Raw genomic sequence first — 16,834 nt, 5'->3', positions numbered from 1 at the left:
TTACACCTATGAAATCAATTTTTGACAACGTTTCTCATACCTGTAGTAAAGCTGTAACAAACGCTTATAGTACATCATTCTCAATGGCAACTAAAATGCTTTCTCTCAACATAAGACAAGACATATATAATATTTATGGTTTTGTAAGATTTGCTGATGAAATAGTAGATTCATTTCATGACTATGATAAAGAAAAACTCTTTAACTTGTTTGAAAGCGATCTCGAAGCGGCTTTAGAAAACAAAATTAGCCTTAATCCTATATTAAATGCTTTTCAAGAGACTTACCACAATTATGGTATTGAAAAACACATGGTAAATTCTTTTATGGATAGTATGCGTTTAGACCTTCACAAAAAGGACTATTTAACTGATGAAGAATACAAAACTTATATTTATGGTTCTGCTGATGTCGTAGGCTTAATGTGCCTTAAAGTTTTTGTAAAGGGTGATAATACAAAATATTACGAATTAAAAGACTCAGCAATGAGTTTAGGCTCGGCATTTCAGAAAGTGAATTTTTTACGCGATTTAAAAGAAGATTTTGAAGATTTAAGTCGAACTTATTTTCCAAACACTGATTTAAATCAGCTTGATGAAGCTTCTAAGAAAGCTATAATTAGTGAAATTGAAGATGATTTTGCTAAAGGATTAGAAGGCATTAAACATTTACCGTTAGAAGCACGTTTTGGAGTGTTTATGGCTTACAGATATTATAGTAAATTATTAGAAAAACTCAAAAAAACACCCGCATTGCAGATTAAATCTACTCGAATTAGAGTTCCTAATTATAGAAAAATAGAGCTGCTAACACGTAGTTATGTAAAATATCAATTAAATTTACTTTAAAATAACATCGCCATGCAAATCGCTTTTTGGATTTTAATATTTTTAGGTACATTCTTCATAATGGAATTTAATGCGTGGTTTACACACAAATATATTATGCATGGTTTTCTGTGGAATTTACATAGAGACCATCACCATAAAGATCACGATAGCTGGTTTGAACGTAATGATGCCTTTTTTATATTCTATGCCATAGTGAGCATGACTTGCTTTTACCTGTGGAGTTACGAATCTATCTGGTATACACTTCCTATTGGATTAGGTATTTTAGTGTACGGAGCTGCATATTTTATTGTTCATGACATCTTTATTCATCAACGTTTTAAATGGTTAAGAAATATTGACAATAAATACGCACGAGGATTAAGGCGTGCTCATAAAATTCACCATAAGCATTTAGGAAAGCATAAAGGTGAAAACTTCGGAATGCTAATAGTGCCTTTTAAATACTTTAAGTAGATTATTCGGATAATAGCGCGTCAAGTTGTTTTCTTACTTTAGTACTATTCCAATTTAGAGCACCAGACTCGTCAATAACAATTTCGCTAGCCTTGTTTAATATAAAGGTCCTTGGTATTGAATGTGCTCTCAATTCCTCTGGAGCTTCACTTAATGGAGTGAATACATCGAAAGAAAAACCCTTGTTTAATTTAAACTTCTCTACAGTCTCAAAATCATCGTTTGTAACAAATAAAAATACAACTTCGTCACCATAATCATCATATAATTCTTGAAGACTCGGCATTTCAGCAATACATGGTGGGCACCAAGTAGCCCAAAAGTTTATCAACACAACTTTACCTTTTGTAGCGTTAAAATCTAACCGTTTACCATCGGCAGATGCTAAGTCCCAATTTAAATTACTAATTGTTTTTCGTTCTACTTTATCTATAACGGTCGATGTATTAATATAGCTAAACCCTTTATGAAATAAAACTTGAATAGGTTCCCTCGTTTGAGGAATAAAAATCAATAGAAGGATGATAATAAAAATAATATTTGAAATTCTACCTTTTTTCGACTTAGTCATAATACATATTTAACAGAAAAAATGAAGCACATTACTCTTTTATGATAATGTGCTTCAAATTTAACAACAAAACTCTAGAAAACTTTAAGCTTTTTTAGCTAATATTAATCAGTAGTAATAGTAACTTTAATCACTGAATTTACAGAAGGATAAGTAAATCCGTCAGTAACATCTGCTGTAATTGGATCTCCATTATCGTCATATAAAGCTATACCTTAATTACCTGGACCGAAAAAAGCATCATTTGTAGCTGTTAACATGGTTGCAAAAGATAATCTTTGGTATCTAACACAAATGAAAAAAAATAAAATTTTACACCGATTTATTTAAAATTCGAATTTCTTTACGATAAAAATCTAGGTAATTTTCATCTTTTAGTTCGTTTAAAAGAATATTTAAAGTTGGTCTAGATGTGCCAATTAAAGAGGCTATATCACTCTGAGTATAGTGATGACAAATTACCTTATCTCCTGTATCTAGATAGTCGTACCCTAAATCTTGACAAAGTTCTTTAATAAACTCTATAAGTCTTGTTTTAGAATCTTTAAATAATAAAAGCTGTAGACGTCTTTCAAGTTTTTTAATTTAAAGCCAATAAACTTGTATACTTTAAAACTGAAAGACTGATTATCTCTCATTAAGTTATACATCGTTTCTACGCCTATGGGACAAATTGAGGTTGAATTATCTATGGATTGTGCAAACTCATCTCGCTTTGCTTCCCCTAAAATTGCCTTTTCACCAAAAAGCTCTCCTTTTGAAAGGATTGCTTTTACAATTTCTTCCCCCTCTTCATTATAGTAACCTATTTTGACTTTCCTCTTTCAATTAAAAATATTTTATTAGAAGAGTCATCTTCAAAATAGATGTAATCTTTCTTTTTATATCTGGAGAATAGATGCTCTTCCTTGTAAGATTTAAATTTATGTAGACACAACGTGTTAAATAAGTTTACATCTTCAAAACCAAAGTTCATTCATAAATAATTTGGGAATAATTTATATACTTTAATAAGTTGATCGCTTGAAGGTTTACTTACGTTAGGAGCGAAAAAAGCTCCTGATTAACAGAAGCTTTTTCTTACATATGTAAAGCCGCTATTCTTTGATTATCTTTTTTAAAATGCTATGCCCATTATTATCTTTTACATTCACAAAATAAACACCATCTTCCAAGGACGATATATTTAATGCTAATGTTGAGACATGTTGCTCCTTTTTAGTTAATACCGATTTCCCTAAAATATCCAAAACAGTAACTTCAATGCTGGATTGTTCTGAACTAAAACTTAAATTCACCACATCTTTTGAGGGATTTGGATATAACAAATACTGAGAGTTAAGATTATTTTCTGCTAAATTTAAAGCTGCTACAAATTCTGTATTAAACGTATTAGTAATTACAGGCGCATTAAAATCGAAGACAACACCTGCTGTATTGGGTACAATATCACCTATTTCATATCCTGCTAATGGCTTTATTTTATAATACACAAAACCATGACTATTAGGTTCGTCAGTAGTTTCATCGGCTAGATTTATATTATAGAAATTCCATGTTAAATTATCAAAATCACGCTCAATGCCATAAGAATGACTCGCTCTTAACATTTGAAATGTTGTTTTATCTAACTTAAGATCTAAAGTATTTTCTATGGTTACGTTTATTGCACTAGCAGTACCTACATTTTGAAATCTAATAGTATAATACAAATAATCATCTTCCGTGAAACTAACGTGTTCAATTTCTGGTCCATGAGACTCATTAATATCATTAGGATCATAAGAACCAATAATAATCTCTGATAGACTAGAGGTATTATTTTCAACGACCACATCACTTGTTGCTGTTGTATATTCTGCAACATTAGTGATCAAATCTCCTAAATTCGCAGAAGTAGAGACCAGTAAGTCAATGTAAATTGATTCACTTTCTCCTGGCCCTAAATCGACAAAATCTAAAGTAAATCCAGTTGCTGTTGGTGTAATGGTATTGCTAGCACTTAATCCTGTAGATCCAGAATATTCAACAATAGCATCTTTAGTAAATGTTACACTACCAGAACTTACCGTTGACTCGCCATTATTCTTTACAATTAGCATATTTCTATATGTAAATCCAGGTCTAGGAGCTGACCAATATGATAGTAAATTCACTGAAATATCATCACAAATATCTTGTACTATTAAATTCATCTGTGAAATTTGAACACATTCTGAGTTTATACTACTCTCAACTCTAACGTAGATTACCTCATTACTCCCTATATAATTATTGGGAGATGAAATGGGATTGGTATTAGTATCTGCATCAACTAAAGTATTATAATAACTTATATTATACTGATATGTACTTAAGCCAGACAATACTAAAGTATTTTTACTTGTTAAATCAAACGCACCAATACCATCAGTATCAGAACCACTTGTAGTATCACAAACGATATAATCTAATTCCGTATTCGGTGTCGGTTCAGAAATTGATAATAATTGAAATTGGATAATACTTTGAGATGGATCGCAATTAAAATTAGTGTTATTTAGATCATAGATTCTGGCATAAATAGTTTGATTAGGCGACAATGCCGTATAAGTAGAAGCATTCGCTATTTGGTTACTTAAATTACTAGCATCATTATAGCTTTCAAAATAACCTACTGTTGCTAGTTGACCTCCTAAAATTTGATTATCATTACTTGTTAAATCAAATACATTATTTGCGGAATCAGTAGAGCAATCACCCATATTAGGAACCCAGTTAGCAAATAAATTCGAAAATTCATTAATAACCTCTAAAGGAATAATATCTACACATGAACCATTATTTTCTTCAATACGTAGATATAATATAGGTAAGTAGTCATATAAATTATAATAAATAATATTGAGATCATTACCTAGAATAGCATTACCCTCATTACTATAATATTTAGTTGTTATATTAGAAGCGTTATATAAATAGTTATAGCTCTGCAATTGATCAATAAAAAAATCATTACACTGAAGAAATTCATAGTTGTTATTGTATAGAAAGTCACTCTTTAAGATTTCAACCCAAGCAACATGATTACTGTCATCAGATAATGTTGCTATTATTTTATACAGGCCAGCTTCATTAATAGCTCCATTTAAAATAAGTGTAGAATCAATTGCCCCTTCAATTTCTGTCGTTGAACCAAGAGATAATCCATAATACCACTGATACGTAATATTTGTGTCTGTTGTATTTATTACAGTTCCATCAAGCTCAAGAGAACCCACTTCACATAAATATAAACTAGGTGGTAAATCGATGGTTTGAGCAAAAATTGCATTGGTTTGCAATAACAAGATGAAACTTAAAAAGAGTAATGTTTTTTTCATAAGATTGAATTGTAAAAACGAATATACTCTTTTTATTTTAGTACTATCTTCCTAATTTATAGGTACAAAAAAATCCGTTAGAAACTCTAACGGATTTTTATTAATTATAACTTAACAACTAAGCATTGTTTTCTTTTTTAATTAAATTTAAAGCAGAACCTTCGTTATACCACTCAATTTGAGCTTGATTGTAAGTGTGATTTAAAGCAATTAAATCCTTACTTCCATCTGCATGTACAGCTTCAAGATGTAATTGCTTGTCTGGTGCAAATTCATTTAAATCTGTAAAGTTGAAGGTATCATCTTCCTGAATTAAATCGTAATCAGCTTCATTATCAAAAGTTAAACCTAACATTCCTTGCTTCTTAAGATTTGTTTCGTGAATACGAGCAAAAGATTTTACAATAACTGCTGCAACACCTAAATGTCTTGGCTCCATGGCGGCATGTTCTCTAGAAGACCCTTCACCGTAATTATGATCACCAACAACAATTGTTTTGATACCAGCAGCTTTATATGCTCTTGCTGTATCTGGAACACCACCAAATTCACCTGTTAATTGATTTTTTACAAAATTAGTTTTCTTTCCAAATGCATTTACAGCACCAATTAAACAGTTATTAGATATATTATCTAAGTGTCCTCTAAAACGTAACCATGGTCCTGCCATAGAAATATGATCCGTTGTACATTTCCCGAAAGCTTTAATCAATAATTTAGCTCCAGTAATAGAATTTCCTAGAGGAGTAAAAGGTTCTAATAATTGAATACGCTCTGAAGTTGGGTCTACTGATACAACAACACCACTACCATCTTCTACGGGTTTTAAATACCCATTTTCTTTTACTTCGAAACCTTTTGGTGGTAGTTCCCATCCTGTAGGCTCATCGAACATAATTTCTTCACCATTTTCGTTAATTAACTTATCCGTCATTGGGTTAAAATCTAAACGACCAGCAATGGCAATTGCAGCGGTTAATTCTGGTGATGCCACAAAAGCATGTGTATTTGGATTTCCATCTGCTCGTTTAGCAAAATTTCTATTAAACGAATGCACAATACTATTCTTAGGTGCATTTTTAGGATCACTATATCTTGCCCATTGCCCAATACAAGGACCACAAGCATTAGTGAATATTTTAGCATCTAATTTTTCAAATATTCCAAGGATGCCATCACGTTCTGCGGTGAATCTTACTTGTTCAGAACCAGGATTAATTCCTAATTCAGATTTCATTTTTAAACCTTTATCTAATGCTTGTTGCGCAATAGATGACGCTCTCGATAAATCTTCGTATGATGAATTGGTACAAGAGCCAATAAGTCCCCATTCAACTTGAAGAGGCCATTCATTAGCCGTTGCTTTTTTAGTCATATCACGCCCCACTTCTGTCGATAAATCTGGAGTAAAAGGACCGTTTAACAATGGTCCTAATTCTGAAAGGTTAATTTCAATAACTTCATCAAAATACTGCTCTGGATTAGCATAAACTTCATCATCTGCCGTTAAGTAAGGTCTAATTGCATTAGCTGCATCAGCCACATCCGCTCTATCCGTAGCACGCAAATAACGTTCCATTGAATCATCGTAACCAAATGTTGATGTTGTTGCACCAATTTCAGCTCCCATATTACAAATCGTTCCTTTACCTGTACACGACATAGATGTTGCTCCTGGTCCAAAATATTCTACAATAGCACCTGTTCCACCCTTTACCGTAAGAATTTCAGCTACTTTTAAAATTACATCTTTTGGTGCAGTCCAACCCGAGAGTTTTCCTGTTAATTTTACACCAATTAATTTAGGGAATTTAAGTTCCCAAGCCATACCTGCCATTACATCAACAGCATCAGCTCCCCCAACTCCAATAGCAACCATTCCTAATCCACCTGCATTAACAGTATGTGAATCTGTACCAATCATCATCCCACCAGGAAATGCATAATTTTCTAAAACGACTTGATGAATAATACCTGCGCCTGGTTTCCAGAATCCGATACCGTATTTATTAGATACTGACTCTAAGAAATTAAAAACTTCGCTGCTCGTTTGATTAGCATGCTTTAAATCTGTTGCAGCGCCATCTTTTGCCTGAATTAAGTGATCACAATGCACCGTCGTTGGCACAGCTACTTTTGGTTTACCTGCCTGCATAAATTGCAACAACGCCATTTGTGCTGTTGCATCTTGACAAGCTACACGGTCTGGAGCAAAATCTACATAGTCTTTTCCTCTTATAAACGCTTTATCTGGTTTACCATCCCATAAATGTGAATAGAGTATTTTTTCTGAAAGGGTTAAAGGTTTACCAACAATCTCTCTTGCAGCATCTACGCTCTCAGTCATGTTAGCATAAACCTTTTTAATCATATCAATGTCAAATGCCATGGTGTCTTAGTTTTAATTAATTTTACTAATATACAAAATGCAATATGACTTTAAAAGTGTTCGTTACATATAATAGTGATAGTGGAATAAGTATTTTCTATATCTAAATTGAGACCCCTATTATCTTAAAACAGGTGTTATTAAGAAATAGAAAAGCCTGAATCTAAGATTCAGGCTTTCAATTATATAAAATTAGATTTTATTATCGCACTAACTGCTTGGTTGAAGGTTTAAACTTCGTTAAGACAATACCGTCTACTGCAGCTTCATATTCAGCAAGTGTTGGGGTTCTACCTAAAATTGTAGATAATACAACTACAGGAGTAGATGATAATAGTGACTCGCCTTTTTTCTCACCAGAATCTTTTACAACTCTACCTTGGAATAAACGTGTTGATGTCGCCATTACAGTATCTCCTGGTTCTGCTTTTTCCTGGTTACCCATACATAGGTTGCAACCTGGACGCTCTAAGTAAAGCATGTTTTCGTATTTAGTTCGTGCTAAACCTTTTGGTGCATTATCATCGAATTCGAAACCTGAATACCTCACTAAGACTTCCCAATCTCCTTCAGCTTTTAACTCATCTACGATATTATATGTTGGAGGAGCTACTACTAAAGGTGCTTTAAATTCAACTTTACCTTGCTGTGCTTCAATATTCTTTAACATTTGAGCTAAGATTTTCATATCACCTTTATGCACCATACAAGATCCTACGAATCCTAAGTCTACTTTTTTAGTGCCACCGTAATACGATAATGGTCTAATATTATCGTGTGTATAACGCTTGGAAACATCATCATTATTAACATCTGGATCTGCAATCATTGGTTCAGAAATTTCATCTAAATCAATAATAACTTCTGCATGATACTTAGCATTAGCATCTGGTCTTAAAGATGGCTTAATACCTGTTTTAAGCTCTGTGATTCTAGTATTTGCTTTATCAACAAGACCTTTAAGTACTTGTTTAGTATTGTCCATTCCTTTATCAATCATGATTTGGATACGACCTTTTGCAATCTCTAAAGATTCTATTAAGGTATCATCCTCAGAAATACATATAGATGCCTTAGCTTTCATCTCTGCTGTCCAATCTGTAAATGTAAAGGCTTCATCTGCTGTAAGTGTCCCAATATGCACTTCAATAATACGACCTTGGAAAACATTTTCCCCACCAAATTGCTTCAGCATTTGAGATTGTGTCGCGTGAACAACATCGCGGAAATCCATATACGATTTCATTTGACCTTTAAACGTCACTTTTACGGATTCTGGAATTGGCATCGTCGCTTCTCCTGTAGCTAATGCTAAGGCAACTGTTCCTGAATCTGCTCCAAAAGCAACACCTTTAGACATACGGGTGTGAGAGTCTCCACCAATAATAATATCCCAATCACCAACAGTAATATCGTTTAACACTTTATGAATAACATCTGTCATTGGGAAATATTTCCCTTTAGGATCACGACCAGTAATTAACCCAAAGTCGTTCATAAAGCTCATTAATCTTGGAATGTTAGCTTTAGACTTATCATCCCAAACAGATGCTGTATGGCAACCCGATTGGTACGCGCCATCTACAATTGGAGAAATAACTGTCGCTGCCATCATCTCTAATTCTTGAGATGTCATTAAACCTGTGGTATCTTGAGACCCTACTATATTTACTTCTACTCTAACATTAGAACCAGCATGTAAGGTTTTGCCTGGTGTAGTTCCTACAGCATTCTTATTGAATATTTTTTCAACAGCTGTTAAACCTTGTCCTTCAATAGAAACTTCTTTTGAAGTTGCATACACTTGAGGAATATCTATCTCTAAAATTTTACAAGCTAATGTTTGTAATTTTTTACCAAATACAACAGCGTAAGACCCACCTGCTTTAATAAACTCCATTTTTGGTGGCGTTAATGCAGTAGAAATATCTTTTAATTCTTCACCGTCTTTGTATAATTTCTTTGTCTTTGTATTTATTGTCAATACTGTACCTGTATCAACAGAATAGGTTTGCTTTAGAACAGGCTCACCATCTTTATCTACAATAGTATTTCCTTCTGCATCTATTTGCTTTTCCCAATTTTTAAGATCGATACCAATACCTCCAGTTACACTAACTGTTGTTAAGAAAATCGGTGCAATGCCATTTGTACCAGCAATTACTGGAGCAAAATTAATAAATGGAACATATTTACTAAAAGGAACACCAGTCCATAATGCAACATTGTTCACACCAGACATTCTTGAAGACCCAACTCCCATGGTTCCTTTTTCCGCAATTAACATTACACGCTTATCTGGATGCTGCTCTTTTAAAGCCAACAATTCATTTTGCATGTCTTTATTATGCTCAAACATACATTGACCATGTAATTCTCTATCTGATCTTGAGTGTGCATCTGCACCAGGAGATAATAAATCTGTAGAAATATCACCTACACCAGCGATATATGTTACTATTTCAATCTCTTCTTCAACATCTGGTAACTTCGTAAAGAATTCTGCCTTTGAGTAGCTCTTAATAATATCAGTTGCAATAGTATTTCCTGCTTTAAAGGCATTTTCTAAACGCTCCGTATCTGCTTCGTATAAGAATACTTGCGTTTTTAACACTTTAGCAGCGTCTTCTGCTATAGCCATATCGTCTCCTAAAGCGATATCCAATAATACTTTAACTGAAGGTCCACCTTTCATATGAGACAATTGCTCTAAAGCAAAAGCCGGATTAATTTCTTCAACTTGAGTCTCACCTAAAATAATTTCTTTCAAAAATTTAGCCTTCACGCTAGCGGCACTTGTTGTACCTGGTAACACGTTATAGATAAAAAAGTTCAGAGAATCATCTCTATACTCATTATCTACATCTTTAATCTGCTCAATTATTTTACTTAATAAGTCAGCACCATCTATTGGTTGCGGATGAAGTCCTTGATCTTTTCGTTCTTCTATCTGCTTAAGGTAATCTTGATAAATACTCATGGAAGGAATCTTTAGTTACTATTTTTTAATCTTAGCGATGTAAAAAGTTACAGTCTATATTGAAATTTAAAAGTTTCGCAAATTAATATAAAGATTTAAAAGTACACTATACTAAAAACAATATTATCATACTATTTTAGTATAATGACATAAAATAAAAGTATGATTATATTTTTAGCATTAAATACCTATGATAATTAGTGAATTAACAATGGATATGGAGTAATCCCAACCGCATTTATTTCCATTTAAGACGTACAAAGTAATGCTTCAAAAATTAAGTTGAAGCTTATAAGTAGATTAAATAAGTATGGTTAAAATTAGAATAAGCTTTGAATAATTTTCTCGTCACTAACGCCCTCGGCATCTGCCCTGTAATTCTTAATAATTCTATGTCTAAGAATGCCTATAGCTACGGCTTGAACGTTTTCAATATCTGGAGAAAATTTACCATTGGTAGCTGCATGAGTTTTCGCTGCCAAAATTAAATTCTGTGAAGCTCTTGGTCCTGCTCCCCAATCTACAAACTCTTTTACAATATCTGCTGCAGAATCTGCTTTAGGCCTCGTTTTAGCCACTAAAGAAACCGCATATTCTATAACATTATCTGCTACAGGAATACGGCGAATTACATTTTGAAAATCTATTATTTCTTGCGCAGTGAATAATGAATTAACTGTTGCCTTAACATCTGTTGTGGTTGCTTTTACAACATCTACTTCTTCTTGAAATGACGGGTATTCTAAATTGATAGCAAACATAAAACGGTCTAACTGAGCCTCTGGCAAAGGATATGTTCCTTCTTGTTCAATTGGGTTTTGTGTAGCTAATACAAAATAAGGTAGACTTAATTTATACTGGTGACCAGCTACTGTAACCGAACGCTCTTGCATAGCTTCTAATAAAGCCGCTTGTGTTTTTGGTGGCGTTCTGTTAATTTCATCTGCCAAAACTATATTAGAAAAAATTGGTCCTTTTATAAATTTAAATTGTCTGTTTTCATCTAAGATTTCACTACCAAGAATATCACTAGGCATTAAATCTGGTGTGAATTGAATACGTTTAAAGTTTAAACCTAAAGCCTGTGCAATCGTATTTACCATTAAGGTTTTTGCCAAACCAGGAACCCCGATTAAAAGCGAGTGACCACCAGAAAAAATAGAAATTAATATTTGATCTACAACTTCATCCTGACCTATAATAACTTTAGCAACCTCTTGCTTTAGTGCAGCATACTTTTTGACAAAATTTTCAATTATTGCAACATCAGACATATTATACTATTTTTTTAACCAATTACTTTGAAAGTCACAATCTCTGTACTCGCCATTAATTTTAACGTAAGTATCAATAATTGTTTCTTTTTGCCATTTTTCAACAGCTTTAACTTGTTTGTCTTGTAAGGCTAAATTTTTAATCTTTAGATAATCTTTTGCAAAATCAGCTTCGTGATCATCAATACGATCAGTAACCGTTAAAATTTTGAATTTTATAGTATTTATACGATCTTCATCTTGTAACACTTCGCTAATTTCTCCATCTTTTAAATTTTGAATTTGAGAATACAACTCGGGTTCCATTCTAGTTAATTCAAAATTAAAATCTTGTGTTGTTGGGTTTGTTAGTTGACCACCTTCAAATTTAGTCTCCTTTTCATCACTAAACTCTCTTGCTGCCTCCGTAAATGTTATAGAACCATCCATAATTTTACTTCTAACCTCTTTAATTTTATCATTTGCTTTTTGAATAGCTTCTTGCGATAATTTTGGACGCAATAAAATATGTCTAACATCATATTCTTGTCCTCTTACCTTTTCTAAAAACACAATATGAAACCCGAAATCAGTTTCAAAAGGTTCCGAAATCTCACCTTCTTGCATATTAAAAACAGCATCTCTAAACTCCTTAACCATTCTTGGTTGTTTTCTGTTCATGGTTGGTAACCTTCCACCATCACTTTTAGATCCATCTTCAGAATAAAAGATAGCTTTAGTAATAAAACTAGAGCCGTTTTGCTCTATGTCTTTTTTGAAATCATTTAACTGATCAATTACCGCTTGCTTGGCATCTTGCGTTACTTCTGGTATAATTACTATCTGAGCTAACTTTAACTCTGTTCCAAATGTAGGACGCTCATCTTTTGGTATATCGTTAAAAAACGTACGAACTTCTTCGGGTGTTACTTCGATATCACCAATAACTTTAGATTGCATTTCTTGAGCTAAATATCCGTTTTTATTAATTTCGTACATCTCATCACGTAAGGCCTGTTCTGAATCTTTTTTATAGAATTCTAATAAGCCTTCCATATCTCCTTTGGACTGCGCTAAGAGCCCTTGTATCTGTTGTTCTGTACGCGACTTAATAAACAACTCATTAACAATTACACTATCTTGAATAGCTTGATGTGCGTATAACTTATTTTCTAGCAAGCTTCCAAAAAGTTCGCATCTTGTTAAATCTTTAAGATCTGCTCCTTGCGCTTGTAATTGTGCAATTTCTCTATCTAAATCAGATTCTAGAATAATAAAATCGCCTATAACAGCGGCAACACCATCTGCTTTAATTCTAGTTTTGTTAACTAAAGTGTCCTTCGTTTTTTGAACTATTGGCTTTTCGTCGTCAATAATCTCTTGAGCATTACTGAAGTTAAAAGAAATAAAAACAACCAAAAGGGCTGCTTTAATTATAAGTTTGGAATTTATTTTGTTTGATGGCATCTTTTGTAATATCATTTTCGAGTTGCTTGATGAGCTCTAGTTTTCGCTTATTTATAACAATTTTTTGGATTGACGAATTCACATAATCTAAAGGTGCGTAGTCGTTTTGAAGTCGCACGTCGTTAACCAACATCAAATATAGGTTTAATGAATCTTTGAGCTGTAAGAAATTAGTTTTTTTTAACAGTTCATTTTTATTGCTATTATTTAAAATTGGAATCTTCTCAGTAACCCGACTTAATTTCAACCAAAGTGAATCGTTTAATGAATACGATCTAAACTGCACAGAAATGGAATCTAAATACACCTTGTCTTTATAACTAAAGCGTTGAAAACGCTTTTTTATTGTGTCTAAATTAATAGGATTAAGTGGTAGGCTTATATATCTAAACTGTATTAAATTATCATTAAGCTTAAAGGATTCTTTGTTTTCATCGTAAAAAAGTTGTGCTGTTTCGCGAGAGACTATTGAATCTATATTTTTTTTCACTAACCCTTCTAAATAGGCTTTTGTATATAAATCATTTTTATACTGCTCTACTAATTTAGAAAACTCATTTTGTTTATGTTCCGAAAGATTGACTAATGCACCGTCCATTAGAAGTAAACGTCTTGCCCAACGATCAATATAGGCATTAACCATTAGGGTACTATCTTCTTTTGCAGTGCCTTTGGGTACTACATCTTTAATATCTTCTTTATAAAGATAGTTTTCATTAACTCGTGCTACGGGATCCAAACCATCTGACGCTTTAAAAAAGTCACAACTAGCGAGAAACAGACAAAGACAACATATGTATAAAAAATTTTTCAAAAAAAATGTGCGTTAGTTTCCTATTTTGGCTTTAATGGCGTTGAGCGTTTTTTGATTAACTACGACTTTGAAACGCTTATATAAATCATTCACCCAATTCGTTTCAATTTCAGTTTGGTAATCATTAATCACATTACCTTTTGCTTCCTCTAATGTTTTTTGTCCTGCTGGTAAAATATCTGTTACATTAATTACATGAAATGCATCGTGATGTTCATAAATATCTGAAACACCTTTCTTAGTTTTAAAAGTTGAAGGCAGAATAGGATTGTCTAGAGTGTAAGTTCCTTTTGTAAAGATAACGTTTTGCTTATCGTTTGTATTTAGTTTTTCGCTAATTACAGCGTCAGCATTCCCCTTTTTCATCATTTTAAGAGCTTTCTTAGCATAAGACTTATCTGCTGACGACGCTATTATAACCGCTACTCTATCATTCCATTGATATTGAGATTGGTTTTTATCATAATACGCTTCTAAGCCTATAGAGTCTTTAGAAGCTTTATTCCAAATTTCTTTCTCCATTAAATCAAACAACAACAATCCATCTCTATATTCTTTAAGAATATTTGCATACTCTAGATTTTCGACTTCTAAATTATCTTCTCTATATTGAAAGATTGACTTTTCAAAAAAGCTCTCGTACTCCTTTTCAATTACAGTATTAAAAGCTACCGTTTTATCTGAGTAAATTCTTTGTGCAGTTAGTAAATGTTTCCCAAAATCTTCGTACGTAAAAGTCGACTTATTTATAGAAAACAAAGGTTCATTAGCTTTAAAATCGGTAGGTAAAATCCAATTATTCTTATAAAACGCATCTGAAAGAATAGACGTAAAATAAGTCTTGGCTTTATCGTTATAAGTGATTTCATATTGCTTTTTTAACTTAGCAATCATCGCCTCGTTAATTATTTTAGATCTAGTGTCTCTTTTTACTTTAGACTCAAAAGATTCTTTTAAGTTTTCAAACGATTCAATTGGTTTTAAACTAATTCGTTTTACAATGTGCCAACCGTAGGCTGTCTTAAAAGGTTTGGTAACATCACCATCATTTTTTAATGCAAACGCAGCGTCTTCAAATTCTGTAGAACTTAGCTGACCACTTTTAAACGGCGCAATTTGCCCCCCTTGTCTCGCAGAACTTTTATCGTCTGAAAATTGTTTAGCTAAGGACTCAAAACTTTCACCTTGGTTGAGCTTTTTATAAATATCATTAATTCGTTTTTCAGGATCTGCCAATGAGTCTAATGCATTTATATTAACCATAATATGAGCTACAGTTGCCGTGCCTCTAGATATCCTTTTATCATCAACTTTTACCACGTGATAACCAAATTGCGTTCTAAATGGCATTGAGATTTCTCCAACATTTGTATTGTATGCTGCTGTTTCAAATTCATATACCATTTTAAACGCTGAGAAATAGCCTAAACTTTCTAAAAAAATAGTATTACCGTTATGCATTTCGGCTTTTACGTTATCAAAGCCTTCATTTAAAACACGATCTCTTAGAGCCAAAACTTCATTGTAAGCATTTAAAGTATCTTTAGAAGTCGCCTCTAAACGCACTAAAATATGTGACGCGTTAATATCCATATTACTGCGATCATAAGCTTCTTTTACCAAGGCTTCAGTTACTTTGTTCTCAGAAATATAATTTTTAATTAACTGCTTTTTATATCTAGAAAACTCACGTTGGTAATTTTTATCTTCATCTAATTTTAAGCGTTTGGCTTCTTTCAGTTTTAATTGGTATTCCGTAAATAGCTTTAAATAACCATCAATGTCCTTTTGACTTTCATCTTGAACTAAATCTAAATTTTTGTTATAGACCCTTAAAAATTCTGAAGCCATAACTGGCTCTCCATCCACTTCTAAAAGTACTTGATCATTATCTTGAGCAAAAGAAAAACTAAGTGCAAAAAACACTAAAAACAAACATTTAATATTAAGCTTCATAATTTAAACTTGATTTGTATTGATATAAATAACTCACTTTTAAAACTGAGCAAAAGTAACATAAATAGCGTATTTAGCAAGTAGATTGAATAGCATTCTTTAAATCGTTAGTGCTAGTTACGTCGTAAAAATTACATCAAAAGTACAAGTCGTAATATTTTACAATGATTTTAACAATTAAAAGTGTTCAATATCGATTAGATGGCGCTTTTATTATTCCTTTTTATACTTTTAACGAAACTTGAAGCACATGCAGTATACCACTGAAATATTAATTGAGAAACCTATTTCAGACGTTATCAAAAAAATCAATTCTGTCGATAATTTAAAACATTGGCAAGAAGGTCTAGTTAGTACTGAACATATTTCTGGAATCCCTAATGAACTTGGTGCTAAAATGAAATTAAATTTTAGTTTTGGGAAGCGTAAAATGGAAATCATAGAAACCATTATAAAGCAGGCATTTCCAAAGGAATTACATGTTACCTATACCACGCAAGGAGTACGTAACATTCAGGAAAACTATTTTGAACCGACATCAGATAACACTACAAAATGGATTGCAATAACAGATTGCCAACCTACTAATTTTAAGATAAGTTTGATGTTGTTTTTAATGCCTAGCGCTTTTAAAAAACAGACAGAAAGTTATATGACTAATTTTAAAAAATTTGTCGAAAAAGGGGTCTCCGTTTATAAACCAAATTAATACCGCTCATTTTAAAACAATTCAAT

At 32.5% G+C, this 16,834-nt stretch carries 12 protein-coding genes; 3 read left to right on the top strand and 9 right to left on the bottom strand.

Features of this window, described 5'->3' with window-relative positions; all coding sequences use genetic code 11:
* Positions 1-8 precede the first annotated feature (8 nt).
* Both HM986_RS08645 and HM986_RS08640 read left to right on the top strand, forming a co-directional pair.
* Positions 9-848 (top strand): phytoene/squalene synthase family protein, encoded by an 840-nt coding sequence (locus HM986_RS08645; RefSeq protein WP_179334681.1) that lies wholly within the window; start codon positions 9-11, stop codon positions 846-848.
* A 12-nt stretch (positions 849-860) separates the two neighbouring features.
* A complete protein-coding gene (locus HM986_RS08640; RefSeq protein WP_179334680.1) occupies positions 861-1,307 on the top strand; it encodes a sterol desaturase family protein in 447 nt (148 codons plus the stop codon).
* Position 1,308: 1 nt separating this feature from the next.
* Here the strand turns inward: HM986_RS08640 and HM986_RS08635 are convergent, their stop codons facing one another.
* The 9 genes from HM986_RS08635 to HM986_RS08595 all read right to left on the bottom strand — a co-directional run bounded on the left by HM986_RS08635 (position 1,309) and on the right by HM986_RS08595 (position 16,099).
* Complete coding sequence (locus HM986_RS08635; protein ID WP_179334679.1) at positions 1,309-1,878, bottom strand: TlpA family protein disulfide reductase; 570 nt, start codon at positions 1,876-1,878, stop codon at positions 1,309-1,311.
* Positions 1,879-2,190: 312 nt separating this feature from the next.
* Positions 2,191-2,394, bottom strand: coding sequence for a helix-turn-helix domain-containing protein (locus HM986_RS17745; RefSeq protein WP_317167348.1), 204 nt, complete (start codon positions 2,392-2,394; stop codon positions 2,191-2,193).
* Between the two features lie 581 nt (positions 2,395-2,975).
* A complete protein-coding gene (locus tag HM986_RS08625) occupies positions 2,976-5,240 on the bottom strand; it encodes a DUF7619 domain-containing protein (RefSeq protein WP_179334678.1) in 2,265 nt (754 codons plus the stop codon).
* 118 nt (positions 5,241-5,358) lie between these two features.
* Positions 5,359-7,629, bottom strand: coding sequence for an aconitate hydratase (locus HM986_RS08620; RefSeq protein WP_179334677.1), 2,271 nt, complete (start codon positions 7,627-7,629; stop codon positions 5,359-5,361).
* Between the two features lie 202 nt (positions 7,630-7,831).
* On the bottom strand, positions 7,832-10,609 hold the full coding sequence (locus tag HM986_RS08615) for a bifunctional aconitate hydratase 2/2-methylisocitrate dehydratase (protein ID WP_179334676.1): 2,778 nt from the start codon (positions 10,607-10,609) through the stop codon (positions 7,832-7,834).
* Positions 10,610-10,929: 320 nt separating this feature from the next.
* On the bottom strand, positions 10,930-11,883 hold the full coding sequence (locus tag HM986_RS08610) for an AAA family ATPase (RefSeq protein ID WP_179334675.1): 954 nt from the start codon (positions 11,881-11,883) through the stop codon (positions 10,930-10,932).
* Positions 11,884-11,889: 6 nt separating this feature from the next.
* The gene (locus HM986_RS08605) at positions 11,890-13,329 is read right to left on the bottom strand and encodes a peptidylprolyl isomerase (RefSeq protein WP_246288484.1); all 1,440 of its coding nucleotides are present in this window, start codon (positions 13,327-13,329) and stop codon (positions 11,890-11,892) included.
* Entirely contained in the window at positions 13,292-14,068 is a 777-nt protein-coding gene (locus HM986_RS08600; protein WP_246288483.1) for a peptidyl-prolyl cis-trans isomerase, read from the bottom strand. Before HM986_RS08600 ends, HM986_RS08605 begins: the two co-directional genes overlap by 38 nt.
* 87 nt (positions 14,069-14,155) lie before the next feature.
* Positions 14,156-16,099 (bottom strand): peptidylprolyl isomerase, encoded by a 1,944-nt coding sequence (locus HM986_RS08595; protein WP_179334673.1) that lies wholly within the window; start codon positions 16,097-16,099, stop codon positions 14,156-14,158.
* A 250-nt stretch (positions 16,100-16,349) separates the two neighbouring features.
* On the opposite strand from HM986_RS08595, the gene HM986_RS08590 reads away from it, so the two are divergent.
* Positions 16,350-16,808, top strand: coding sequence for an SRPBCC family protein (locus HM986_RS08590; protein WP_179334672.1), 459 nt, complete (start codon positions 16,350-16,352; stop codon positions 16,806-16,808).
* Positions 16,809-16,834: the final 26 nt, after the last annotated feature.

This window comes from Winogradskyella costae (assembly GCF_013403865.1).
GTDB lineage: Bacteria > Bacteroidota > Bacteroidia > Flavobacteriales > Flavobacteriaceae > Winogradskyella > Winogradskyella costae.
Note: the sequence above shows the minus strand (reverse complement) of the source record. Positions and strands in the feature narration are given on the sequence as shown.